21 protein-coding genes are annotated in these 25,401 nt (G+C 65.6%); 11 read left to right on the top strand and 10 right to left on the bottom strand.

The window, feature by feature from the left end:
- Positions 1-333 precede the first annotated feature (333 nt).
- Genes nrdH through nrdF form a run of 4 tightly spaced genes read left to right on the top strand, consistent with a single transcriptional unit; the run spans position 334 to position 4,196 of the window.
- On the top strand, positions 334-567 hold the full coding sequence (gene nrdH / locus D7252_RS19620) for a glutaredoxin-like protein NrdH (RefSeq protein WP_120777271.1): 234 nt from the start codon (positions 334-336) through the stop codon (positions 565-567).
- 6 nt (positions 568-573) lie between these two features.
- A complete protein-coding gene (gene nrdI / locus D7252_RS19615; protein ID WP_120777270.1) occupies positions 574-1,026 on the top strand; it encodes a class Ib ribonucleoside-diphosphate reductase assembly flavoprotein NrdI in 453 nt (150 codons plus the stop codon).
- Positions 1,023-3,167, top strand: coding sequence for a class 1b ribonucleoside-diphosphate reductase subunit alpha (gene nrdE, locus D7252_RS19610; RefSeq protein WP_120777269.1), 2,145 nt, complete (start codon positions 1,023-1,025; stop codon positions 3,165-3,167). The genes nrdI and nrdE overlap by 4 nt, the downstream gene beginning before the upstream one ends.
- A 51-nt stretch (positions 3,168-3,218) precedes the next feature.
- Positions 3,219-4,196 carry a class 1b ribonucleoside-diphosphate reductase subunit beta gene (nrdF, locus tag D7252_RS19605; RefSeq protein ID WP_120777268.1) on the top strand — a complete coding sequence of 326 codons (978 nt, stop codon included), beginning with the start codon at positions 3,219-3,221 and terminating at the stop codon, positions 4,194-4,196.
- Positions 4,197-4,492: 296 nt separating this feature from the next.
- Here the strand turns inward: nrdF and D7252_RS19600 are convergent, their stop codons facing one another.
- Positions 4,493-5,368, bottom strand: a complete 876-nt coding sequence (locus tag D7252_RS19600; protein WP_120777267.1) for a LysR family transcriptional regulator — start codon at positions 5,366-5,368, stop codon at positions 4,493-4,495.
- 92 nt (positions 5,369-5,460) lie between these two features.
- Between D7252_RS19600 and D7252_RS19595 the strand changes: the two genes are divergently transcribed.
- Entirely contained in the window at positions 5,461-6,456 is a 996-nt protein-coding gene (locus D7252_RS19595) for a nitrilase family protein (protein WP_120777266.1), read from the top strand.
- A 135-nt stretch (positions 6,457-6,591) separates the two neighbouring features.
- Positions 6,592-7,341, top strand: coding sequence for an IclR family transcriptional regulator (locus D7252_RS19590; protein ID WP_259461165.1), 750 nt, complete (start codon positions 6,592-6,594; stop codon positions 7,339-7,341).
- Positions 7,342-7,347: 6 nt separating this feature from the next.
- Here the strand turns inward: D7252_RS19590 and D7252_RS19585 are convergent, their stop codons facing one another.
- The 3 genes from D7252_RS19585 to D7252_RS19575 are packed head-to-tail and all read right to left on the bottom strand — an operon-like array spanning position 7,348 to position 9,937.
- Complete coding sequence (locus D7252_RS19585; RefSeq protein ID WP_120777264.1) at positions 7,348-8,022, bottom strand: SDR family NAD(P)-dependent oxidoreductase; 675 nt, start codon at positions 8,020-8,022, stop codon at positions 7,348-7,350.
- Positions 8,019-9,077, bottom strand: a complete 1,059-nt coding sequence (locus D7252_RS19580) for a zinc-binding dehydrogenase (protein WP_120777263.1) — start codon at positions 9,075-9,077, stop codon at positions 8,019-8,021. Before D7252_RS19580 ends, D7252_RS19585 begins: the two co-directional genes overlap by 4 nt.
- Positions 9,074-9,937, bottom strand: a complete 864-nt coding sequence (locus D7252_RS19575) for a fumarylacetoacetate hydrolase family protein (RefSeq protein WP_120777262.1) — start codon at positions 9,935-9,937, stop codon at positions 9,074-9,076. The genes D7252_RS19580 and D7252_RS19575 overlap by 4 nt, the downstream gene beginning before the upstream one ends.
- 86 nt (positions 9,938-10,023) lie before the next feature.
- Between D7252_RS19575 and D7252_RS19570 the strand changes: the two genes are divergently transcribed.
- Complete coding sequence (locus D7252_RS19570; RefSeq protein ID WP_120777261.1) at positions 10,024-11,742, top strand: IlvD/Edd family dehydratase; 1,719 nt, start codon at positions 10,024-10,026, stop codon at positions 11,740-11,742.
- A 65-nt stretch (positions 11,743-11,807) separates the two neighbouring features.
- Here D7252_RS19570 and D7252_RS19565 read toward each other — a convergent pair whose 3' ends face one another.
- The 6 genes from D7252_RS19565 to D7252_RS19540 all read right to left on the bottom strand — a co-directional run bounded on the left by D7252_RS19565 (position 11,808) and on the right by D7252_RS19540 (position 21,528).
- The gene (locus tag D7252_RS19565) at positions 11,808-14,288 is read right to left on the bottom strand and encodes a hypothetical protein (protein WP_120777260.1); all 2,481 of its coding nucleotides are present in this window, start codon (positions 14,286-14,288) and stop codon (positions 11,808-11,810) included.
- A 54-nt stretch (positions 14,289-14,342) separates the two neighbouring features.
- Positions 14,343-15,857, bottom strand: a complete 1,515-nt coding sequence (locus D7252_RS19560) for a beta-L-arabinofuranosidase domain-containing protein (protein ID WP_120777259.1) — start codon at positions 15,855-15,857, stop codon at positions 14,343-14,345.
- On the bottom strand, positions 15,850-18,396 hold the full coding sequence (locus tag D7252_RS19555; RefSeq protein WP_120777258.1) for a family 78 glycoside hydrolase catalytic domain: 2,547 nt from the start codon (positions 18,394-18,396) through the stop codon (positions 15,850-15,852). Before D7252_RS19555 ends, D7252_RS19560 begins: the two co-directional genes overlap by 8 nt.
- 66 nt (positions 18,397-18,462) lie before the next feature.
- Positions 18,463-19,731 (bottom strand): extracellular solute-binding protein, encoded by a 1,269-nt coding sequence (locus tag D7252_RS19550; protein WP_120777257.1) that lies wholly within the window; start codon positions 19,729-19,731, stop codon positions 18,463-18,465.
- Between the two features lie 40 nt (positions 19,732-19,771).
- Complete coding sequence (locus D7252_RS19545) at positions 19,772-20,596, bottom strand: carbohydrate ABC transporter permease (protein WP_215111097.1); 825 nt, start codon at positions 20,594-20,596, stop codon at positions 19,772-19,774.
- Entirely contained in the window at positions 20,593-21,528 is a 936-nt protein-coding gene (locus D7252_RS19540; protein WP_120777256.1) for a carbohydrate ABC transporter permease, read from the bottom strand. The genes D7252_RS19545 and D7252_RS19540 overlap by 4 nt, the downstream gene beginning before the upstream one ends.
- Positions 21,529-21,685: 157 nt before the next feature.
- Here D7252_RS19540 and D7252_RS19535 point away from each other — a divergent pair, with 157 nt between their 5' ends.
- From D7252_RS19535 to D7252_RS19520, 4 genes are all read left to right on the top strand, one after another.
- Entirely contained in the window at positions 21,686-22,591 is a 906-nt protein-coding gene (locus D7252_RS19535; RefSeq protein ID WP_183055419.1) for an AraC family transcriptional regulator, read from the top strand.
- Between the two features lie 66 nt (positions 22,592-22,657).
- Positions 22,658-24,376: an MDR family MFS transporter gene (locus D7252_RS19530; protein WP_120777254.1), complete on the top strand. Its 1,719-nt coding sequence runs from the start codon at positions 22,658-22,660 to the stop codon at positions 24,374-24,376.
- A gap of 1 nt (position 24,377) precedes the next feature.
- Complete coding sequence (locus tag D7252_RS19525) at positions 24,378-24,830, top strand: MarR family winged helix-turn-helix transcriptional regulator (protein WP_259461164.1); 453 nt, start codon at positions 24,378-24,380, stop codon at positions 24,828-24,830.
- A gap of 55 nt (positions 24,831-24,885) precedes the next feature.
- A complete protein-coding gene (locus D7252_RS19520; RefSeq protein WP_120777253.1) occupies positions 24,886-25,398 on the top strand; it encodes a MarR family winged helix-turn-helix transcriptional regulator in 513 nt (170 codons plus the stop codon).
- Positions 25,399-25,401 lie beyond the last annotated feature (3 nt).

Here is a 25,401-nt window from a genome sequence, read left to right as displayed (position 1 = left end):
CGAGGCGAGCCCGACTCGACACGCCGACGACACGCCGAAGTGCTGTTTCCACAGGCAAACGAATGTCGGATGCCCCGCGTAGCGTGCCCCCTGTGGATGGATCTCTCCGGAGTCGGTCCGAGCCGCGATTTCTCGGGGTTCGGGCGGGGTCCAACAGGGTGTCGACCTGTGGAAGAAACGGTGGACAACCTGTGTTGTATCAGTGGAGAGCAGTGGAAAACTACACGGATGTAACTACTACCCCTTGTGGTCGCCCCCAATGTCGGCACCCATATGTAGTATTGAACTCCCGGCGGCGGTACAGCCGGCGAAACCTAGATTTGAGGGGATGACATGTCGATCACGGTGTACACCAAGCCTTCCTGCGTTCAGTGCAACGCGACCTACCGTGCGCTGGATGCCAAGGGCATCGAATACGAGATCCACGACCTGTCGGAAGACGCGGCAGCGCTGGAGCAGGTCAAGGCGCTGGGCTACATGCAGGCGCCGGTCGTCGTCACCGACGAAGACCACTGGTCGGGCTTCCGTCCCGACAAGATCGCCGAGCTCGCCTCCCGTCTGGCCTGATCCCCGATGAGCGCCGCCGTGGCGACCGCAGCGCCGCTCCTCGTCTACTTCTCGAGCGTGTCCGGAAACACGGCACGCTTCGTGGAAAAGCTCGGGCTCCCCGCTCGACGTATCCCGCTCCACCCGCAGGAAGAGCCTCTCGTCATCGACGAGCCCTTCGTGCTGGTCACTCCCACCTATGGCGGGGGCGAGGGGCGCGGCGTCGAACGCGGGGCCGTGCCCAAGCAGGTGATCCGATTCCTCAACGACGAGCGAAATCGGCGTCACATCCGTGGAGTGATCTCCGCGGGGAACACGAACTTCGGCGACTCCTTCTGTCTCGCCGGTGACATCATCAGCCGCAAGTGCCACGTGCCTCACTTGTATCGGCTCGAAATCTTCGGCACACAAGACGATGTTGATCGCGTGAGCGACGGATTGGAACGACAGTGGGCAGCACAGTTGAAGAGCACGCAGTGACCGAGAAGGTGGCTTTCAAGGTCAACCCCGCGTACGAGGGGCTCGACTATCACGCCCTCAACGCGATGCTGAACCTGTACGACGCGAACGGCAAGATCCAGTTCGACGCCGACAAGCGCGCCGCGCGGGAGTACTTCCTGCAGCACGTCAACCAGAACACGGTGTTCTTCCACTCGCTCAAGGAGCGTCTGGACTACCTCGTGGAGAAGGAGTACTACGAGGGCGCCGTCATCGAGAAGTATTCGATGGACTTCATCCAGAAGCTCAACGACCTGGCGTACGGCAAGAAGTTCCGCTTCGAGACGTTCCTCGGCGCGTTCAAGTACTACACGAGCTACACGCTGAAGACGTTCGACGGAAAGCGTTACCTCGAGCGCTTCGAAGACCGCGTCGTGATGACGGCTCTGGGCCTGGCCGACGGTGACGAGAAGCTCGCCGTCAACCTCGTCGAGGAGATCATCTCCGGCCGCTTCCAGCCCGCCACCCCGACGTTCCTGAACGCCGGCAAGGCGCAGCGCGGCGAGCTCGTCAGCTGCTTCCTGCTGCGCATCGAAGACAACATGGAGTCGATCGCCCGCGGCATCAACTCCGCGCTGCAGCTCTCCAAGCGCGGCGGCGGCGTGGCCCTGCTGCTGTCGAACATCCGTGAGTCGGGTGCGCCGATCAAGCAGATCGAGAACCAGTCCTCGGGCATCATCCCCGTGATGAAGCTCCTGGAAGACAGCTTCAGCTACGCCAACCAGCTGGGTGCCCGTCAGGGTGCGGGCGCGGTGTACCTCAACGCACACCACCCCGACATCATGCGGTTCCTCGACACGAAGCGTGAGAACGCCGACGAGAAGATCCGCATCAAGACGCTGTCGCTCGGCGTCGTCGTTCCCGACATCACCTTCGAGCTCGCGAAGAACGACGAAGACATGTACCTGTTCTCGCCGTACGACGTCGAGAAGGTCTACGGCGTGCCGTTCGGCGACATCTCCGTCACCGAGAAGTACCGCGAGATGGTCGACAACCCGCGCATCAAGAAGACCAAGATCAACGCGCGCGAGTTCTTCCAGACGGTCGCAGAGATCCAGTTCGAGTCGGGCTACCCGTACGTCATGTTCGAAGACACGGTGAACAAGGCCAACCCGATCAAGGGCCGCATCAACATGTCCAACCTCTGCAGCGAGATCCTGCAGGTCAACACCCCGACGACGTACAACGACGACCTGTCGTACGACAACATCGGCAAGGACATCTCCTGCAACCTGGGTTCGATGAACATCGCACTGTCGATGGATGCCGACGACCTCGGCCAGACGGTCGAGACGGCCATCCGCGCTCTCACCGCCGTCAGCGACCAGAGCCACATCCGCTCCGTGCGCTCGATCGAAGACGGCAACGACCGCTCCCACGCGATCGGCCTCGGCCAGATGAACCTGCACGGTTACCTCGCTCGCGAGCACGTGTACTACGGGTCGGAAGAGGGCATCGACTTCACGAACATCTACTTCTACACGGTGCTGTTCCACGCGCTGCGCGCCTCGAACAACCTCGCCATCGAGCGGGGGACGACGTTCGACGGCTTCGAGGACTCGACCTACGCCAGCGGCACGTTCTTCGACAAGTACATCGAGCGCGCCTGGGTTCCCGAGACCGAGAAGGTCAAGGAGCTCTTCGCCGGCAAGCACATCCCGACGCAGGAGGACTGGGCGGCTCTGAAGGCCTCCATCCAGCAGCACGGCATCTACAACCAGAACCTGCAGGCGGTGCCCCCGACCGGCTCGATCTCCTACATCAACAACTCCACGTCGTCGATCCACCCGATCGCGTCGAAGATCGAGATCCGCAAGGAAGGCAAGCTCGGTCGCGTCTACTACCCGGCCGCGTTCATGACGAACGACAACCTGGAGTACTACCAGGACGCGTACGAGATCGGCTACGAGAAGGTCATCGACACGTACGCCGCGGCGACGCAGCACGTCGACCAGGGCCTGTCGCTGACGCTGTTCTTCAAGGACACCGCCACCACGCGCGACATCAACAAGGCGCAGATCTACGCATGGCGCAAGGGCATCAAGACGATCTACTACATCCGTCTGCGTCAGATGGCGCTCGAGGGCACCGACATGGCCGAGTGCGTCTCGTGCATGCTCTGACCCGTTTCGGCTCGCTCCGCTCGCTCAACGACCGATCCTTCTAGGAAAATCATGACTCCCTCATCGCTCAAGCTGGTCGATCACGTTCAGGCGATCAACTGGAACCGCATCCAGGACGATAAAGACGTCGAGGTGTGGAACCGCCTCGTCAACAACTTCTGGCTGCCCGAGAAGATCCCGCTGTCCAACGACATCCAGTCGTGGAACACGCTGACCGCCGACGAGCAGCTGCTCACGATGCGCGTCTTCACCGGGCTCACGCTGCTCGACACCGTGCAGGCCACTGTCGGCGCGGTGTCGCTGATCCCGGATGCGATCACCCCGCACGAAGAGGCCGTCTACACGAACATCGCGTTCATGGAGTCGGTGCACGCCAAGAGCTACTCCTCGATCTTCTCGACGCTCGCGTCGACCAAGGAGATCGACGAGGCGTTCCGCTGGTCGGTCGAGAACCCGAACCTGCAGAAGAAGGCGCAGATCGTCACGGACTACTACCGGGGCGATGACCCTCTCAAGCGCAAGATCGCGTCAACCCTGCTCGAGAGCTTCCTGTTCTACTCGGGGTTCTACCTGCCGATGCACTGGTCGAGCCGGGCGAAGCTCACCAACACCGCCGACCTCATCCGCCTCATCATCCGTGACGAGGCCGTGCACGGGTACTACATCGGCTACAAGTTCCAGAAGGGCCTCGAGACGGTCGACCAGGCCCGTCGGGATGAGCTGAAGGACTACACCTTCTCGCTGCTGTACGAGCTGTACGACAACGAGGTGCAGTACACGCAGGACCTCTACGACGGTGTCGGTCTGACCGAAGACGTCAAGAAGTTCCTGCACTACAACGCCAACAAGGCGCTGATGAACCTCGGCTACGAAGCGATGTTCCCGTCGTCGGTCACGAACGTGAACCCGGCCATCCTGTCGGCTCTGTCGCCGAACGCCGACGAGAACCACGACTTCTTCTCGGGGTCGGGCTCCTCCTACGTCATCGGCAAGGCCGAGGCCACGGAAGACGACGACTGGGACTTCTAGAAACCACTGGTCAGGCAGATATTCGCTGACAGAGACAAGGCCCCTGGTGGCTGCTCATGGCGAGCGGTTCTCCAGGGGCCTTCTTTCGTTCTACCCGTTCACGGCGCCGCCGGCGCTCTATGGAGCGCCCCCGCAGGTCAATGCAAGGGTGTTCCAGGTTCGATGGGTCGATGGTTTCCTCTGGGGCGATCGGGCAGCAACGACAGAAGACCCCCACCCAGCCTTCGCGCCGGGTGGGGGTCTTCTGTCGCTGCGCCCAGTACTCCGTCGAGAGCACAGGCTCTGCGTGCCAGACCTCAACCCTCCGGAATCCTGGCGAGCTCGTCGAGGAAGGCTCGGACGACGGGGGTCTCGTTGTCGGCCCGCCAGACGACGCCGACCGTCCACGATGCGCTCGCGCCGCCGAGTCGTCGCATCGAAACGCGGGCCGGCCCGATGTTGCGGGCGCTCTCCGGGACGATCGCCGCTCCGACGCCAGCGGCGACGAGTGCGAGAACCGTCTGAAGATCGTCAGCCTCTTGGACGACCTGCGGGGTCACGCCGGCGGTGGACAGATACCTACCGACCTGGGCAGCGAGACCCGGGCCGCGCCCGGTGGAGAGGCGGACGAGCGGATGCCGATGCAACCACTCGGCGAGCCCGCCCTCGGGCGGCGGGTCACCGTCGTCAGGATGAGCGATGACCAGGCGGTCTGAGAGCACCGCGATCGCACGCAGGTCCGGTGGCGCCGGCATCCGCGCGAAAGCGATGTCCAGTTCTCCGCTTCGGACGCCCTCGATCTGTGCCGCCGAGGACATGTCTTCCAAGCGAACCGTCACGCCGGGCGAAGTGGAGCGGAAAGCGGCGACCACGCGTGGTGCGACGGCGATGCTCGAAAGCCCGAACCCCACCGTGAGGTGCCCTTCGTCTCCTGCCGACAGCCGCCTGACTCTTGCTCCGAACCGGTCGGCGAGATCGACGATCGTGCGCGCATCGTTCAGGAGCGCCGCCCCCGCGGACGTCAGCCCGGCACCATGCCGGCCGCGACGGAACAGCGCAGTGCCCACCTGCGACTCGAGCTGCTGGATCTGCTTGGTGAATGCGGGCTGGGTGATCGACAGCGATGTCGCCGCTTCGCTGAAAGTCGGATGGTCGGCAGCACGCACCAGGGCGCGCAGCAAGCGGATATCCATTCTCAGACCTTATACATTCTTGCTCTTTATTCATTTGTGGTTATGTTGCACATCCTCTTGACTGGGACGAACCAGACGACAGGAATGACCAGATGATCGAATCCACCGGCGACTTGCGCGTATCCGTCGTGCAGTTCGAGGCAGTGCCGGGTGACAAGGCCGGCAACCTTGCGACCGTGCGGCGCCTCGCGGAGGAAGCCGTCGCGGGCGGGGCGCGGCTCGTCGTCTTCCCCGAGATGTGCCTGCTCGCCTACTGGCATCTCACGAAGACCACCGTCGAGCACCTCCGTGAACTCGCCGAGCCGGCCGATGGTTCGCTGGTGCGCGCGCTCACCGACCTCGCCGCGGAACTGGGCGCGGGAATCGGCGCCGGATTCCTCGAGTCCGACGGCGATGCTCTCTACAATTCGTATGCCGTGTGCTTCCCGGACGGCGCCGTGCACATCCATCGCAAGCTGCATGCCTTCGAGCATGAGGCGATCTCCAGTGGCGACCGCTTTACCGTCTTCGACACTCCCTTGGGTGTCCGGATGGCGATTCTCATCTGCTGGGACAACAACCTCGTCGAAAACGTCAGGGCTGTGACGCTGCTCGGGGCGAAGATGCTCATCGCTCCGCATCAGACGGGCGGCACGAGTTCGCGCAGCCCTCACGGCATGAAGGTCATCCCGTCGGAGCTCTGGCACAACAGGGCGAACGATCCCGAGGCGCTGCTCGATGCGGTCAACGGTCCATCCGGACGCGGCTGGCTCATGCGGTGGCTTCCGTCGCGCGCTCACGACAACGGAGTCTTCCTGCTGTTCAGCAACGGCATCGGTCCCGATGACGACGAGATCCGCACCGGAAACGCGATGATCATCGACCCGTACGGTCGCATCATCGCCGAGACCCCTGTCGCGGACGAGTCCGTGGTGACCGCCGACCTCGACATGGATCTGCTTCCGCTCTCGACCGGACGTCGCTGGCTGCTCGGCCGCCGTCCCGAGCTCTACGGCGTGCTGACGCAGCGCTCGGGCCTTGAGCGCGACGCGCGCACGGCGCGGCACTCGGACGCGCCGGTGCCGGACGACTTCCAGGTCGAGAAGTGACTCGGCCGAGGCCCCTCGCACCGACATCGAACAACTCGTGCCCCGGAGCTCAGCCGATACGATCGACAACGGAAACCTCTTCCATCAATCGGGATAGTGAGTATGGGCGACGACACTTCAGCGGACACAGATCGCGTGGTCGGCGCTGATCGCGTGCTTGCCGTCTTGGCAGAACTGGCTGAGCATCCGGAGGGCATCACGCTCGATCAGATGGCGCAGCAGCTGCGTGGCGCGAAGTCGACGGTGCATCGGGCGTTGGCCGCACTTCGGCGGGCCGGATTCGCTGAGTTGCAGTCTCGGGGTGTGTACGTTCTCGGCGACGAGTTCCTGCGTCTGGCTTTCCGGAACCAGGCGGGCCGACCCGAAAGCGCTCGGATCGAGCCGGTGTTGAAGGAACTCGTGGACAAATACGGAGAGACGGCACACTTCGCCGTGCTGGAAGGCGTCGAAGTCGTCTACCGGGCGAAGGTCGATCCTCCCGGGGGTGCCGTGCGGCTCACGTCCGAGGTCGGCGGTCGCAACCCGGCCTATCGCACCGGCGTCGGGAAGATGCTGCTCAGCGCGGAGGTCGAGAGCGAGAAGGAACTCGAGAAGCGACTCGGCACCGCGACTCTTCCCTCGCGCACGGAGCACACGATCACTTCCGTCGCGGCATTGTGGCGCGAGCTGGAGAGGACGAAGCGGCGCGGCTACGCCGTCGATGACCAGGAGAACGAGATGGGCGTCAATTGCATCGCGGTCCCGGTCCGGCGCAGTCCCGATCTGCGCCCTATTGGGGCGGTCAGCATCAGCGCTCTCGCTTTCCGGACGCCCCTCGAGCGTCTTGAGGCCGATGCGGCCGAGATCACAGCGATCGTCGACAAGCGGCTCGGCGCCATGACGTGATCGTGCTCAGTATGTTGCGCGCCCACCGCTGATGTCGTAGACGGCGCCCGTCGAGAAACTCACCTTGTCCGACGCGAGCCACGCCACCAGCTCGGCGACCTCCTCCGGTCGACCGATCCGTCGCATCGGGATGAGGCTGGTGATGTGAGCGAGGGCGTCCGGTGCGGTCTCGGCGTTCATCGGTGTGGAGATCACCGCTGGCGCGACTGCGTTGACGAGCACACCCGTGGTCGCGAGTTCTTTACCCGCCGACTTGGTGAGCGCGATGACCGCCGCCTTCGAGGCGGAGTAGATCGACAGGTTCGCGTTGCCGTCCTTGCCGGCCATGCTGGCGAAGTTGATGACCCGCCCCCAGCCTCGTTCGACCATGCCGGGAACGAATGCGCGCATCGTCGCCACGGTGCCGAGCACGTTCACGTTCAGCACCGAGTGCCAGTCCGCCGCGGTCGTCTCCACGAGGGGAACTCCCGGGCCGACGATGCCGGCCGAGTTGACGAGGATGTCGATCGGGCCGATGGTCGACGCCACAGCTGCGAGAGCGTGCTCGTCCGTGACGTCGAGGCGATGGTCCACGTCACCGGCGATGTCGACCGTGATGGTCCGCACCCCGTCGTGTCGCAGCCGCTCGGCTGTGGCGGCTCCGAGCCCGCGGGCTCCTCCGGTGATCAGGGCGGTCTTCATCGTCCTGCCTCCTCGAGGTCTGTGGGGTCGGCAGCGTTCGCGGCGGTCGCGATGGTGACGTGAATCTTCGGTGCCGGGCCGGCGTTCGCGGGGCGCTCGCCCGCGAGGACGGGTGCCAGCTCGTGAAGGCCGATGGTGGCGCCGATGAGCGGGCGAGGGTCGACGACCCCGTTCGCGTATGCGTCGATCGTCTCGGTGAGCCCGGGGGAGGCGCTCAGCACACCGACGGCGGTGACGTCCTTGAGTGCGAGGGTCCGCGTGTCGATGAGGCTGGGGCTGCCGGCCAGGCCGACATACACGACCCGCCCGGCGGGCTCGACGAGTTCCAGTGCTCTCGCCGGCAGGTGCCGAGCATTGGATGCATCGATGACGGCGTCCCATGGGAGGTCCGGCAGCTCGTCCTCGCGCCAGCTGGAGGGGAAGTCGAGCGTTCGGGCGAACTCCAACGAACGCGCCCCGCGCCCCATCAGGTGGACCTCGGCACCGGTTGCGCGGGCGAACATCGCTGCAAGGAGTCCGATGGTTCCTGGTCCGAGGATGAGCACGCGGTCACCCTGCCGAAGTTTGGCGGCTTGCACGGCCCGCAGCGCATTCCCTCCAGGCTCGACGAGCGCGCCGAGGGCGTCGTCGACGCTGTCGGGCAGTGCGCGCAGCGACGTCGCCGGCACCGCCACCTGTTCGGCGAGGGCGCCTGCTCTGCCGTCGCGGACGCCCAGTTCTCCACGGAATTCGCAGACGTGCTGGTGACCGTTTCGGCAGAGCCGGCAGACACCGCAGCCGAGCATGGTGTCGCCGGTCACCCGGCGGCCCACCCAGCTCGGGTCGACACCGTCGCCCACCGTATGGACAGTTCCCATCCATTCGTGGCCGATACGCACGGGGAAGGTCGTGACGCCTTCCTCGAGGTACTGCATCTCTCCCCTGAAGAGCTCCATGTCGGTGCCGCAGACGCCCGCGCGTTGCACCTCGACCACCACGTCGCCGGGCGCCGCAGTCGGCGCCTCCACGTCTTCTACGCCCGCTTGACCGGGGCCGGTGATCACGAAGGCCTTCATCGCGGGCCGATCACGTTCTGCTGCTGTCGGCCGAGCCCGCTGATGCCGAGGGTCATCACATCGCCGGGCTGCAGCCAGACTTCCGGACGGAATCCCATCCCGACTCCAGGGGGCGTGCCGGTGTTGATGAGATCTCCGGGCTCCAACACCATGAACTGACTCAGGTAGTGGACGATGAAGAACGGATCGAAGATCATGGTCGACGTGGATCCGGACTGGCGACGGATGCCGTTGACATCGAGCCACATGTCGAGAGACAGTACGTCTCCGAGTTCGTCGGGAGTGACCAGCCATGGGCCGGCAGGGTTGAACGTCTCCGCGGACTTGCCCTTGGACCATTGGCCGCCTCGCTCGAGCTGGAAAGCTCGCTCGCTCACGTCGTTCACCACGACGAATCCGGCGACGGCCTCACGCGCCTGCTCGACCGAATCGAGGTAGCTGGTGCGTTGGCCGACGACGATGCCGAGCTCGACTTCCCAGTCGGGCTTGGTCGCTCCGCGGGGGAGCCTGACGTCGTCGTACGGGCCGATCAAGGTGTTCGGTGACTTGGTGAAGAGGATCGGCTCGGCGGGCACCGCCTGACCGGTCTCCGCGGCATGATCGCTGTAGTTCAGGCCGATGCAGAGGATCTGATGCGGTCGCGCGATCGGCGCACCGATGCGTTGGTGTCCGATCGCGAGGCGGCGGGACGCGTCGGCCGCTCGTTCGGCCACGACGGAGGCGATGCGCTGCAGTCCCTTGTTGCCGAAGAATGACTCGTCGTAGTCCTCGACGACATCGGAGAGGTCGATGTAGGTGTCCTCGGCGACGAGTGCGCCGGGCTTCTCTGCCCCGACGGGGCCGATGCGAACGAGCTTCATGGTGTCCTCAGGGGGTGGGGAGTGGTTCCGGGGCTATGCTATCCATAGTTCGAACTGGTAAATTCTAATTCCGAAAGTTGGAAAACATGAGGTCCGAGCTACGAAGCTCCGCCTGGTACGACGGCGACGACCGAAATGCGTACATCCACCGGGCATGGATGCGTCGGGGAGTGCCCGGCAGCGCTTTCGACGGGCGTCCGCAGATCGCTATCGCCAACACGGCCTCCGACCTGACGCCGTGCAACTCTCACCTCGATGAAGTGGCGCAGTCCGTGAAGAACGGGGTCTACGAGGCAGGCGGCATCCCACTGAACCTGCCGGTCGTGTCCCTCGGCGAAACCCAGGTCCGTCCGACAGCGATGCTCTGGCGAAACATGGCGGCGATGGCCACGGAGGAGATGCTTCGAGCGAATCCCATCGACGGTGTCGTGATGCTCGGCGGATGTGACAAGACCATCCCGGCGCTTCTCATGGCTGCGGGCTCTGTGGACCTTCCTGCCGTGGTCGTGCCCGGCGGTCCTATGATCACCGGCCATTTCCGTAACGAGGCCCTGGGGTGCGGGACCGATGTCTGGCGGCTCAGCGAGGAGGTGCGGGCCGGCACGCTCTCAGACTCCCTGTTCCTCAAGTCGGAATCCGCGATGATCCGATCGCGAGGTCATTGCAACACCATGGGTACCGCGTCCACGATGGCACTCGTCGCCGAGGCCTTGGGCACGGTCATTCCGGGGTTGGCCGGTACGCCGGCCCCCGACAGTCGGCTACTCGAAGCCGCTCACGAGACCGGACGGCTGGCGGTGGAACTGGTGCGGGAAGATCGCCGCCCGAGCACTTTCCTCACGAAGGCCAACTTCCACAACGCCATCGTCGCCCTCGCGGCGATCGGTGGATCCACCAATGCGGTCGTTCATCTTCTGGCGATCGCTGGACGCCTCGGGATCGACCTGTCCATCGACGATTTCGACCGGATCGGTGCTGAGGTCCCATTGCTGGTGAACCTGCAGCCGGCCGGAAGGTACCTCATGGACGACCTTCAGCGAGCGGGCGGCTTCCTGGCTGTCCTTCGCGAGGTGAAGGATCTCCTTGACCCGACCGCGCTGACCGTGACCGGCCGGCCCCTTGTGGAATACCTGGACGATGCCAGGATCTGGGATGCCGACGTCATCACCCCTCGCCACGCTCCGCTCCAGCCGTCAGCCGGTATCTCGGTTCTGCGAGGATCGCTCGCGCCGGGCGGCGCGCTCATCAAACCGGCCGCCGCCTCAGCGCACCTTCTCAAGCATCGTGGTCGCGCGGTCGTGTTCGACAGCATCGAGGATTTCCACGCGCGGATCGATGATCCCGGATTGGATGTCGACGCGGACTCCGTTCTGGTGTTGCGCGGCTGCGGTCCGAAGGGTTACCCCGGCATGCCGGAGGTCTCGAACATGCCGCTCCCGAAGAAGCTGCTCGAGCAGGGCGTGCGCGACATGGTCCGTATCTGTGACGGCCGAATGAGCGGGACCGCCTACGGCACGGTCGTCCTTCACGTCACGCCCGAGTCGGCTGCAGACGGCCCGCTGTCGCTGGTGCAGACCGGCGACTGGATCTCTCTTGATGTGCGCGGCCGTCGACTCGATCTCGACGTCCCGGCGGACGAACTCGCGCGACGGACTCCGAATGAAGCAACCGTGGCAGGCTACGCACGGCCGAAACGCGGGTGGGAGCGGCTCTACGTCGAGCACGTGATGCAGGCGGACACCGGCGCCGATCTCGACTTCCTGCGAGGGGCCAGCGGATCGCAGGTCAGCCGGGAATCGCACTGAACTTCGCGCACCGGCACCAGAAAGCGGGCATCCTGCTCCGAGGAGAAGGATGCCCGCTCCGTGCACTATTCGTAGGTCACCGTCGCATCCCACGCGGTCGTGTCGTACGCGGCGGTACTCCGAGCCTGGGTGACGAAGGCCAAACGATCCCCCGCCGCGACCGTGACCGGCACTCGGAAGATGCTGGGGGAGGCGTTCGTCAGCGTCTTACCCGTCGTTCCGCTCGGCCAGATCTGGGTGTTGTTCTTGAGGATGCGCACGACGACCCCGTCGCCGCCCGCCTGCGGCTTGGAGATCACGCCGGAGAGCGTCACGCTCCCCGAGGCGGGGGCGACATACACGCGCGCGGCATCGGCGCCGACGTCCGGATGCTGCGTATCCGCTCCGACCATCGCCCACGTCGCCGTTCCCGCCCAGCGGGTATTCGTCGCATTCCAGGTCATGGGAGTGGTCACTCGCGAGCCGTTCGGGTAGGTCCATTGCTCGTACGACCACCCTCCCGAGCCCTGTGTGCCGGCGAAGTCGGACTTGGAGTGGTGCGCGGCATCCGGATGCTTCAGCTGACGCACGAAGTCCTTCGTCATGTTCCAATACATCGAGTTGTCCACGACGCCGTCGGAGTTGACCCATTTCTCGGCGGGCGCGACGAGACCCCGGGTGTCGGAGATCTGCACCGATGTCTCCTCGGCGAACTCGTTGAATGAGTTGATCACGACGCTCTCGGGTGGAGTCGCCCGGTCAAGAACGCGCCGCCATGTCTTCTCGATGTAGTAGAGACCGTTCTGGCGTGAGACCGGAGTATAGCCGGGAATGTTGTTGTTCCACCCGGGCATGGTCAGCATGACCTCATCGTTGGACGGGGAGCCGTTGGGACCCAGTTGCCAGCCGTATTCGCCCGGCAGCGCGCTCGACGCGAACCGCACGGTGAAGTGGTTCGACGCACTCTTGTCTCCGGTGTAGGCGTGCCACGCGTTCTGCATCGAGACCGGGGCGTAGACCACGAGGAGGGGCTTGCCGTCGACCTCGTGGTAGTGCTGTGGCCCACCGATCGCGGGATCGTTGGCGAACTCCGCCCACGTCTGCGCAGCCTCTTGCTCGATCGTCACAGGAGTGCCCGTCCATTGCACCCGGCCGATGGCGAAGGCGTAACGGATGTCGCGCTTGGCCGGCTGCGCATTGTGTACCGCGATGCGCGCGGCAACGTCTGCCGCGCGGTTGAGGATGGCGCCGCTGACGTTGTTCAGACCGTTCGTCTCGTCCAACAGAAGCCAGTCGATCTCCGCCCCGGAGATGGTGTTCAGGTGCTCGTCGATGACCGCCGGGTTGCCGCTGTCGTACGTCTGGTAGCTGCCGAGAGTGAGCGGAACGTATCGGATCGCCGGCTTGCCGGGGAACCCGGCCCAGGTGTTCGTGGAGACGCTGTCCGCCCAGCGATATCGCTGAGCGTTCCAGGTTCCGCCGCCGACTCCGGGGGTGAAGGCGACGGTCGCCTTCCAGCCGTAGCGGTCGCCCGAGATGTTGCCCTGCAGCAGCCGAGTGGCACCCACCCCGAAACCGGTGTGAAGCGGGATGTTGTCGGGCGAGATGGCTTTGAGCGCGCGGTCGTATTCGCGACCCATGAGATCGCCACCTACGCCGTCTCCCGTGACATCGGCGTTGAAGTAGACATAGGGCTCCGCATAGCCGTCACCGTTGCCATCCGTGACGAACTGATCGTTCGATCCGATGCCGTGCGTGTTCGTCCAGGCGGATGCTGCGCCGAAGGAGGAGCCGGTCGACGGGGTCGTGTACCAGGACCCATCCCACGCCGCGAAGTACACGGCATCGGCTTTGCCGTCTCCCGTGGCGTCCGCGAGGAACTGGCGGGTGGTGTTGCCTCCGAAACCGGTGCGCCAGGTCGTGAGTGCGCTGAAGCCGGTACCCGACGAACCGCCGACGTGCCATGTACCGCTGCTCACCGTGCCGGCTCCGGCGGTGAAGGTGGCGAGATCGGCGCGGCCGTCTCCGGTCACATCGGCGATGAACCGAGCGCTCGCACCCGCGCCCGCGTTCGCTCGCCAGAGCGTGTGCGGCGTGAACGATGTGCCCGACGAGAGGGCGACGTACCAGTCGCCCGGTTGCCCGTCACCGTTGCCGTCAGCGGAGAAATAGGCGACGGCATCCGAGCGGCCGTCGCCGTTGACGTCCGCCATGAACCGCTCGCTCGACCCGAGACCGTGACCCGATACCCATGCGCTGGGCGCCGCGAAACCGGTTCCTGTCGAGAGTCCCACCCTCCACACGCCTGTGGAATCGAAGGTGACGGCGTCGTCTTTTCCGTCACCGTTGACGTCGGCCAGAAATTGATCGGCACTGGATGCACCGTGACCGGTCGCGGAGGTGATGGGAAGCGCCGACACCTTCGAGTACCAGGTGGCATACCAGATGCCGACGTCAGGCGTATCGGCTTCCGGAGTGTCTGCGTCGGCGGTGACAGAGGGCGACACCGCCCCCGTGATCACGATCGCGAGGGCGGCGAACGCCCCGACGAGGCTGCGATATCTCATGTGTGCTCTCCTTTGAGCGTCCGGCATCGGCGCCGGTCTGGTTGTCGGTCGTTCTCAACGCCGCCTGTCGGCGTGGAGTGTGAGGATCAGGCGCGGGCTGTGCGCGCCGGGGAAGGTGCCCGCGATCTCCGAGAGAAGCCGCGCAGGCGCATCCTGATCGTGTGCATCCCGCACGAGCAGCACGGGCCCCACGCGCATGACCTCTGCCTCTCCCATCAGTTCGCGGCGCGGCGAGAACTCGAGCTGGACAGTCTCGGTCGCCCCGGCACGAGGAGCCAGCGACACGGTGCGGACCACCTCTTCGATCCTGATCTCGATCACGAACTCGGCGGTCGTCTCTGGCGCTTCGATGACGGTGAACTCGACCGTCGTCCCGGCGGGATAGCGCGTGGACTGTCGGATACGCCAGGCGCCGGACGCGGTGTGCACCGCGTGAGCACCGGGGTACAGGTCGGTCACCACCAGCGCGTGCCCGCTCATCACAGCGGCGGTCTCCCGGCACTCGAGCAGCCCGACGGCTCCGCGGATGGTGCAGCACCAATGCGCGTCCGGCTCGATTGCCGCGAGTATCGGGTCCTGCGACGTGGCGATGGTGTCGAGACCGAAGCTGCCGTCGAGCCGTTCGGCGAAGGCCAACCCGTTGTGGGCGATCCGGGCGGCGTCCGCACGGTACCGATCATCGCCGGTGAGCTCATGGAGGGAGACCGCGATGCCGATCGAGTCGACGATCGCGCACGGTTCCGTCCAACTGTCGGCGCGACCGAACCAGTTGAACGTGGCGTGGTTCAGTGTGCGGCCCTCGCGCTCGTAGGTCCTGTAGAGCGCGGTCGCGGCGTCCCCGGCCTGTCTGTCACCCGTCGCGAGCGACCAGTCGGCGAGATTGCGCGCGGCGGCGAGCACGGCGTGCAGCTGGGCTTCGTGCGCGACGAAATCCAGTGTGCTCACGGTCTGAGTCAGCTCGACGATGAGGGCGGCGAGATCGGAGCGTCCGCTTTCGAGCGCCGCCGGGACGAGAGCGTTCAACGACAGGAGCACGCACCACACGTCACTGGAGACAGCCCAGCCGTCGATCACCTCGGTGGCGGTTCCCGAAGGCGCGCCCCCATACACGGAGATGACGCGTTCCCACGGGTAGTCTCGACGGCGGAGGGCGGGCGCGATGAGCGCATCGATCACTCGGAACGCCGCACGCCGGGAGCGGTCGTCACCGGTGACGTGGAAGAACTGCAACAGTCCCGCGGCGACCCATCCGTGGCAGGCGACCTGCTGCTCATCGACGATCTCCCGGGCCTCGGGGCCGAGGTACCCGCGCGGGGTGAGGGCGTCGAGCATCGCCTCGTTCAATTGTGTCGCGCGCTCGAGCGTCGGCATCCCCGCGCGCGCATACCGAGCGAGGGAGAGCAGAAGGCGGCCGGCGAGGTCTCCCGGCCAGTCGCTCGCGAGCGTGCTCCGCATGACATCGGTCACGTCGTAGTCGTCGCGCAGCAGCCTCTCGACCGAAGCGCGAAGCGCGTGGTCCTCATCGAGCGCCGAGAGGAAACTCGGCGCGCCGCGACGGAGGTCAACCATGCGCACTCACCTCGGCTGCAGCCACGTCGGCGTCGGCATCGGCATCGGCGGTGAAGTAGACCTGCCCGCCGGGGCCGACGTCGTGTGCCGGGACACCCGGGATCAGAACCCTCGCCCGCCCGTCCACCGGAACCTCGATCTCGACGCGCACACCGTGCCCCTCTCGGCGCCAGGCCACCCGGTAGGTGCCGCGTGCGGAGTGGTAGACCGATGCGGCGCTCGGCACCCCGGTCAGAAAGGTAGGTGCGATCACTGCTGCCCCCCACGCGATCGAATTCGGGCTCTGGCGCAAACCCGCGACATCGCTCTGCAACCAGTGGTCGATCATCCCGAGCATGAAGTGGTTGTTGGAGCCCTCGCCGACGGCGAGCCTCTCTGCCGACCAGGTCTCTGCCAGGGCGGTCACTCCCCGCGACAGCTGCATGCCGTATCCGGGAACATCGGTGCGAGCGATCGTCCGGTAGACGAGCTCGGCCTGACCGCGACGGTGCAGTAGCTCGACGAGCAGGGCGAAGGTGACCTCGCCGACAGTGAACGCGTCGCCGTCTGCCGCGAGGCGTGCGAGCAGCAGCGCGAAGAAGGCGTCCGCGGCCGCGGAATCGCCTCGCCGCTCGGCGATGTCCGTCAGGATCACGAGCTCGGTCTGACTCGCATCGGGGCGGGGAGTCTCGTGTCGTCGAAGTGCACGAAGGACGACCTCGGCTTGCGCCCGCAGATCCGAGGCCCACGTGGGCTCGCCGACGATCCTCGCGACGACCTCGGCGGATTCGAGGACTCGGAGGTAGCCGTGCGAAGCGACGAGCTCACGAGGCGCCGATGCGTCGATCGCGATCCAGTCGCCGAGACCGAACGCGATCAGCCCGTCGACCTGACGGCTGCCGAGGTAGCCGACATACGCCTTCATGGCAGGAACGTTGTCCACGAGCACGCGTCGGTCGCCATACTCGCGATAGTGAGCGAGGGGGAGGTGCACGATGACGCCGCCCCAGTTGACGTCGAAGCGGAACGCGTCGTCGTCGCCGAGGTACGGGTGTCCGCTGAAGTCGATGAACTCGGGGACCGTGTTGGGGATCGCGCCAGACGGCAGCTGGGCGGTGTTCGCGTGGTGCAGCATGTCGCGCAGGTGCGCTTCGACGTCGTAGCCGCGAGCGATCGCGTCGAAGCAGAAGTGCAGCTGCTCGAGCCAGCCGAGCTTCTCGCGGTGCGGGCAGTCGGTGAAGACGCTGTGCATATTTCCCTGCACGGCCCGGTCGATGACGTCGTGGAGTCGCTGCAGGAAACCGTCTCCGCTGGTGAACTCTCCGGCGCGCGCGTTGGCGGCACGGATGACATGGGCCCTGACATCCACACCTTCGCTCTGACCGCGGAGTTCGACGTATCGGAAGCCGTGATAGCCGAATCGTGGTGACCACGACCCGCCGTGCCCGGCCGGTATGTGCACGCTGTCGAAGATGGGCGTTCCCGTGCTGTCCTGATCGACCCCCTGGGCGCTGATCAGCTCGGCGGGATGCATCTCCACGATGCGGTCCTCGCTGCTGGGCTGCCAACGGGCTTCGGGCACACCTGCGATGTTCACTCCGAAGTCGACGACGCGTCCGCGGTCGCCATCCCACGACGCCTTTTCGTTCCGCGTCTCCACGACGGCGAGGGGCGGATGCTCCGGCCACCAGATCTGCGCAGAGGTGTCAGTGACAGCGACGGCGGTATCGACATCGCCAGCGCCGTGCTGCCACGGCTCGGGGCGGGCCGCGTCGAAGTCCTCGCCGCCGTACCAGTGCGCGGCGATCGTGGCGCCGCGCCCGGTGCGCGTCCGTCCCGGCGAAGTGGTCGTCACGCGAGTACTCGCGCCGAACTGCTCGATCATTGCGAGGAGTCGAGGCGCCTGGTGCTGCGCGGTGAACTTGCTGTAGCGCTCGGTGCCCTCGGAGATCCAGTACGGGCCCGACGCCATTTCGATCGTCACCGAGTGCATTCCCGGTGCGAGCTGACCGAGGTCATGCGTCGCGGCCGAGGTCTCCGTCTTCAGGTCGCTGTAGCCGGGGCCGAGCAGACCGCCGCGGAGCAGATGGCCGTCGACGCGTACCTCGACCACCCCAGTAGCTGCGAGGTGAAGGAGTGCGCAGGTGTCCGAGGCGTGAGAGTCGACGGCGAAGCCGAACCAGACGGTGCGGTCGTCGCCTTCGGCGCGGCCAGCCGTCACCTCGGGGTGAGCGATCCACTGCGCACCAGAGGCCTGGAGATCCGGGGCAGTCGCGAAGCCGCGTACGCCCTCCCAGACCACCCGGCCCGCTCTCCTCACCCCCAGCCGCCACTGCACGAGCCGCGTCGCAGGCCGGGGCAGCACGATCGATCGCGCATCGCCGGCCAGCACGTGGAAGTTCGTGGTCGCGGCTGGGTCAGCACTCCCGAGCTCGACGACGATCTCGTCCTCGGGCCGCAGCGGTTCGTCAGCGACCCAGCTCAATCGCACCGACGGCGACGCGACCCCGAGAGGCGACTCGAGTCCGTTGACACGGAGGCGGGAAAAGGTGTTCGGCATCAGGTCGTTCTCCGTGAGGACGGGCAGCGCGGATGGCGGGCCATGACGGCCCGCCACCCCACGGTGCTAGTTGTCGGCGAGGTCTTTGGCGAAGGCCGCGTCGAGACGTTCGGCCGCCACCTCGGGCGAATCGGAGCCGAGGATGATCGTCTGACTCACCTCGTTCAGCTCGAGCTGCGTCGCCGTCCCCGGCCACCCCTGGTCGGGCCACGATGCCGTCTTGCCGGACACCACATAGTCGAGGACTGTCGCCTGGTTGGGGCTGTCCGGCGCGAAGGAGTCATTCGGGAGCGACGGAGCGCCCTTCGAGGCGGTCGCGTAGGCGTTCTGCGCGTCCGCGGTCGCGAGGAAATCGATGAAGACCTTCGCTGCATCCTGGTTGTCGGATTTGGCGTTGATCCCGAATCCCGAGGAATCGGCCGCGGCGAGGTAGTTGTCACGCGAATCGTCGACGGGGAACGGCGCGATCGAGAAGGTCGTGCCTTCCGGGGCGACCTCCTCGAGCGACGTGGTGTCGGAGAAGGCGAACGTGGCGAGCGCCTGGCCGGTGGCGACCTGCTCGAAGGAGACGTTCCATTCCGTACCGGTCGGTCCCTCGTTGAAGCAGCCGGCGGCGAGCATCTCCTGTTGCATGGCGAACGCCTCGACCCACTCCGAGTCGGCGAACGACTGGTCGCCTTCCATCTGCTCGACGGTGAAGTCGGGGTTCGGTCCGTAGAGGAGCGGCGCCAGCATCGCGTAGCTCGGGATGGAGCTGCCGCCCTTGAGGAACATGGTGTACGCGACCTTGCCGTTGTCCTTCGCGGCCGCGCATAGCTCGAGCACCTCGGAGTAGGTCTCGGGAATCTCGAGACCGAGCTCCTCCATCGTCTGGTCGTTGTAGACGGGACCCAGACCCAGCGCGCCGATCGGCACCGCGAGCAGGCTGCCGTCATGACTGAAGAGGTTGTTCTGCGTCGGAGAGAGCTCATCGGCCCACGCGGACCCGCTGAGGTCCACGAGCTGGTTCGCTTCATCCAGCGGAGTCACGCTCACGACGTTGCCGGCTCCGGGGAATGCGCGGATGACGTCGGCGGCGGTACCGGCGGCGAGGGCCGTGCGGATGAAGGTGGGGTAGTCGCTGCCGCCGTCCTGGACCTCGACGGTGATGTCCGGGTGGGCCGCCTCGAACTCGTCCACGACCGCTTGCAGCGGAGCGACGTTGTCGGTAGCGATGGTGAGCGTCTTCTGACCGCCGGTCGACCCCGTGTCGGTGGGTTCGTCAGACGTCGAACACGCGGTCAGAGCCAGGACGGCAACGATGCCGACAGCCGCGGGTGCACTGCGTTGTAACATGCGGATTTTCCTCTCGTGTGGCAGGGGATGGCTGAAGGGATCAGCCCTTCAGACCGCCGGCGAAGCCCTGGATGATGTACTTCTGCAGAAGGAAGTACGCGATCAGGATCGGGGCGGCTGAGATAAGGAGGGCGGCGAAGACCGCCGGCCAGTCGGCGTGATAGGTGCGCACGAATCCGCTGATACGCACCGGCAGTGTCTCGTTGCCGGTTCCGGAGAGGAACAGAAGCGGAATGAAGAAGCTGTTCCAGATCGAGATCACATTGAGGATGGCGACGGTGCCGATCGCCGGCCGCAGCAGCGGGACCACGATGTGCCAGAAGGTGCGGATCGGCCCGCATCCGTCGAGGGAGGCAGCCTCTTCGTAGTCCCGCGGACTCTCGCGGAGAAACATGGTGATGATGAACACGGCGAAGGGGATCGAGCTGCCGGCCCCTGCGAGGATCACCGAGAGCAGGCTTCCGTTGAGCCCGAGGTCGCGCATGCTGAGGAACAGCGGAAGCACTCCCAGTTGAGCGGGCACGACGAGCCCGATCATGAAGAGGTAGAACATGCCTTTCGACCAGCGCGAGCCGAGCCGCGCCAACGGATACGCGGCGAGCGAAGCTGCCACGAGTACCAAAACGATGCTGGCGACCGCGACGACCGCGCTGTTCAGGAGAGCAGCGCCCAGGTGTCCGTCTTCCCACGCGCGGCCGAAATTCTCGACGCTGTACTGCCCCGAGATGACAAACGCTCCGGTCGGGTTATGAGGGGCCTTGAGCGAGAGATTGACGAGCGCGAACAGGGGAAGCAGGAAGATCGCAGCGAGCGTCCAGAGTCCGATCTCCAGTGTGAGAGTGCGTCCTGTGTACCGGTTGATCATCCGTTGACCTGCTTCGATGTGAGGCGGTACTGCACCGTGGCGAGCACCGCGACGACGATCGCCATCACCGTGGCGAGCGCGGTGGCGTACGGCACATCGCCTCCTTGGAATCCGACCTTGAACACGACTGTGGAGATGGTCTCCGTGGCCCGGGCGGGCCCACCACCCGTCATCGCGTACACCTGATCGAACTGGGCCAGGCCGTTGATGAGCGTCAAGAGCAGGTTGATGACCACCGCTCCGTTGATGAGCGGGAGGACGACGGAGAGGAATCGGCGCACCGGCCCGGCGCCATCGATCACCGCGGCCTCGATCACCTCGGAGGGCAGCGCCTTCAGGCCGGCGAGATAGATCACCATCGAGAAGCCTGTGAACTGCCAGAGGTACGCGACGCAGACGGCGCCGAGAGCGAACTGCGGATCGCCGAGCCAGTTCTGCTGCAGCGAGTCGAGCCCGATGGCGCCGAGCACGGCATTCAGGCCTCCCGTCGGTGCGAGAAGGTAGCTCCAGATGTATCCGCAGACGAGCGGGGTCAGAACGACCGGGGCGAAGAAGATCGTGCGAAGCAGACCGCCGCTCTTGACGACGGTGTTGAGCGCCAGCGCGAGCAGCAGCCCGATTCCGTTCTGCAGGATCATGGTGATCGCCGCGAACACGAACGTGTTCACCAGGGCTGCGGTCGCGAGGGGATCGGTGAACACCTCGATGAAGTTGCCGAAGCCGATCAGATCGAAGTCCGCGCTGATCCCATCCCAGTCCGAGAACGCGAAGACAGCGCCTCGCGCTGAAGGCACGAGCGTGACGAACGCGTAGAGCGCGAGCGCCGGAACGATGAACCAGAGCGGAACGTGCGCACCGCGCCACCGCCGTCGACGAGGCGGCGTGAAGACGCTCCTCGCCGGTGGTGCGGACTTCTGTTCGGCATTGAACATGCGTGGGCTGCTCCTGAGTTCTCGCGTCATCGCCGAGCAGGCGATATCGACAATCCTGTCTCGCGCTCCGTGCTCCTGCCAGCACGATGCTGTTCATGACTAGCACGATCCTGTCGCGTGTCTTCCGAGACGCCGCTTGCTATGTCATTGTGAGCGGGTGGTTGTCCGCTACCCGTCCATTCAGCGCTATGAGGTTTTTCGCGCGGGGGCCCTTCCGGTCGCGTCGAACGACGTGCCCGCGTTGGGCGGCATCCCCGAGCACACCCACGACTACCTGGAGATCGCCGTCGTCTCTCGGGGCACAGGAACCCATGTGACGCGCGAGGGCCGTCTCCCCATTCGTCGCGGCTCGGTGATCATCATCCGCCCAGGTTCCTGGCATGCCTATCGTGACACCGATGAGCTGTGGACCTTCAATCTCTATCTGGCTCCGGAGCTTCTGCTTCGGGAGCTCTCGTGGATCGTCGAGTATCCCGACCTGGCGCGCGCCCTGCTCGGCGGCGAACCCAACCTCGGCGAGCTCGACCAGGACTCCTGCGCCCGGGTGCTGGCCTGGCTCGAGCAGATCATGCAGCACTCCGGTACTGCGCACGCGCCGACGCTGATCGGGCTGGCGACGTGCGTGCTCGACTCGTTCAGCGCTCTCGCGCTGTCACCTCAGCAGGCAATGGATAGCACGATCGCGCGCTCCGTCATCACGATGATGAATCTCATGCAGGACGACCTCAGCGCCCGTTGGACGATCGCCGACCTCAGCAGGGCCGCGAACTTCTCGCCCGCGGTGGTGCATCGAGTGTTCAAGACGCATGTGGGAATCTCCCCGATGGCGTGGCTCACCCGCGCGCGGGGTGAAGCCGCCGCGACGCAACTCGCGCTGACCGACAAGAACGTGTCCGAGGTCGGCCAGGCCGTCGGATGGGATGACGCGAACTATGCAAGCCGGCGGTTCCGTTCGCTTTACGGGCTCACTCCCAGTGAGTATCGCAGCCGCTTCCAGCGCGACGACACGGTATCCCCGCGACTGGGTGCTCGCGCGGGGACCGATGGTGCTCTGTCCGATTAGTTGCGCTTTCGCAACCATTGGCGTATAGTTGACGCTTGTCAACCTTCTACGCAGGAGCCTTACCCCGTGACAAACCCTTCATCTTCCTCCACAACCGAGGCGACGCGGTCACCTCGCGAGATCTACATCGCGATCTCCGGCCTCGTCGTCGGCATGTTCGTCGCTGTGCTCTCGGGCACGGTCGTGTCGACCTCGCTGCCGGTCATCATCGCCGACCTGGGCGGCACACAGTCCCAGTACACCTGGGTGATCACCGCGAGCCTTCTCGCGACGGCAGTCTCCACCCCGATCTGGGGCAAGCTCGCAGACCTCGTCGACCGCAAGGTCCTCGTCCAGGTCTCGCTCATCCTCTTCACCGTCGGCACCGTCATCGCGGGCTTCTCGACGGACACGAACATGCTCATCGCCGTTCGCGTCATCCAGGGCATCGGCGTCGGCGGCCTGATGTCGCTGGTGATGATCGCGGTCGCGCTCATCATCTCCCCGCGCGAGCGCGGCAAGTACATGGGTGTCGTCGGCGGAATCATGGCCCTCGGCACCATCGGCGGCCCCCTGCTCGGCGGACTCATCACCGATGTGTGGGGCTGGCGCGCGAACTTCTTCGTCGGCGTGCCCTTCGCGATCGTCGCGCTCGTGCTGCTGCAGTTCACGCTGCACCTGCCGAAGCCGCAGCGCGACAGCAAGGTGTCGATCGACTACTTCGGCATCGTCCTCCTCGCCGTCGGCGTGTCGACCATGCTCATCTGGGTCTCCATGGGCGGCAGCGAGTTCGAGTGGGACTCGTCGACGAGCATCATGCTCGCCGTCATCGCGGGTGTCACCATCGCCGGATTCATCGCGGTCGAGTTCTTCGTCAAGGAACCGATCGTGCCGATGTCGCTGTTCCGCAACCGCACCTTCACGCTGTCCGTCATCGCATCCATCGCCATCGGCGTCTCGATGTTCGCGACGTCCGTGTTCCTCGCGCAGTACTTCCAGCTCGCCCGTGGCGCCACGCCCACCGAATCGGGCCTCATGACGATCCCGATGATCATCGGACAGATGGGGGCGTCGATCATCATCGGCCAGCTGGTGAGCCGGTTCGGAAAGTGGAAGGGCTGGATGCTGACGGGCTCGGTCCTGACCACGATCGGCGTCAGCCTGATGGCCACGTTGCGCTTCGATACGCCGTTCCCGCTCGTGGCGACCTACATGTTCGTCCTCGGCGCCGGCTTGGGCATGGTCATGCAGAACCTCACCCTCATCGTGCAGAACGACACGGCACCGCAGCAGCTCGGTGCGGCCTCGTCGAACGTCAACTTCTTCCGCACCATCGCCGGAACCATCGGCGTCACCGTCATGGGTTCGCTTCTGTCGACGAGCGTCGCGTCGTACATCACTGACGCGCTCGACGGCTTCGTGCCCACGACCCCCGAAGAAGTCAGCGCGCTGGAGCACCTTGCAACGGGTGACGTCCCGAAGGTCAACCAGCTGCCGGAGACGATCCGCACGATCGTCGAGGGCGCCTACGGCCACGGCATCGCCGACGCCTTCATCGTCGCGATCCCGCTCGCAGTGATCGCCGTCATCGCGATCGCGTTCATCAGGAACAAGCCGCTCTCGACCAAGAACGCCGCGGAACAGCTGCGCGAGCAGGCTGAGGAATCGGCGATCGAGATCTCGGAGGCGGAGGTCGGAGCCTCGCTCTCGACCGGTGCGATCCGCCTCGGTCGTGGCGAGTCGGCATCGCCGGCCACCGGGTCGGTGACCGTGATCGAGCGCGAAGAGCGGGAGTCGGGGCGCTGACGTGACCACGACCGAGATCACGTCTCCGGATGCCGACGGCGCACTCGCCGACCTCCAGATGCATCTGAACCTCATCTTCGCGCGGACGCGGACGCTCTGGAAGGAGTCGGCGGCGCGCATCGACCCGGAGTTGCAGGTGGGCGGCTACAAGCTGCTGACCTTCATCGATCGTGACGGAACGGCGAGCGCCCACGAGCTCGCTGAACGCTTCGAGATGGACAAGTCGGCCATCAGTCGGCAGGTGCGGATGCTCGAAGAGCTGGGGCTGCTGGAGTCGCGCCCGGACGAGCGTGACGGACGACTCAGGGTGCTGACGGTGACACCTGCGGCTCGTGAGGCGCTCACCGTGCTGCGGCAGGATTACAGCGTCCGCCTGCGCACCGTCGTGGACGAGCTGACACCGGATGAGATCCGCACAGCATCCAAGGTCTTCCGGCTCCTCTCCGAGATCTGATCGAAGCCCCGCCACCGGAACTCCGGCGGCGGGGCTTCGCCGTAAGCTGGCGATCATGAGCGCCTCGTCCGACGAACCCGCCCCCACGGGCGCGCCCGCCGCTGCGACCGAGACCATCGATCTCGATGCGGCGGTATCCCGCGTCGAACACGAGCTCGGGCGACTCTTCGCCCGCATCCGGGTCAGCTGGCGGGAAGCCGCGACGACGGTGCATCCCGATCTTCAGCCGCTCGGCTACCAGGTGCTCACGTCGATCGCCACCGGCAAGGCGACCTCCGCCGGAGCGATCATCGATCGCCTGCAGACGGACAAAACGGCTGTCAGCCGCCACGTGCGCCAGCTCGAGCAGCTGGGACTCGTCGAAAGCGTCCCTGACCCGAGCGACCGCAGGGCGCGCGTCCTGGTGGCGACCGAGCTCGCGCAGGAGCGCGTGGCACTCGCCCGCTCGCGCTATGAGGCGCGCCTGGGGGAGCGGCTGCGCCGCTGGACCGCTGAAGACCTCGACCACTTCGCCGAGCTGCTCGCCGCGTTCGGCGATGAACGCCCTGAGGCGGACTCGCCTCGATAGAGT

This window comes from Microbacterium sp. CGR2 (genome assembly GCF_003626735.1).
In the GTDB taxonomy this organism is placed as follows: Bacteria; Actinomycetota; Actinomycetes; order Actinomycetales; family Microbacteriaceae; genus Microbacterium.
The sequence above is the reverse complement of the archived record's forward strand: the minus strand, read 5'-3'. Positions and strand labels throughout refer to the sequence as shown.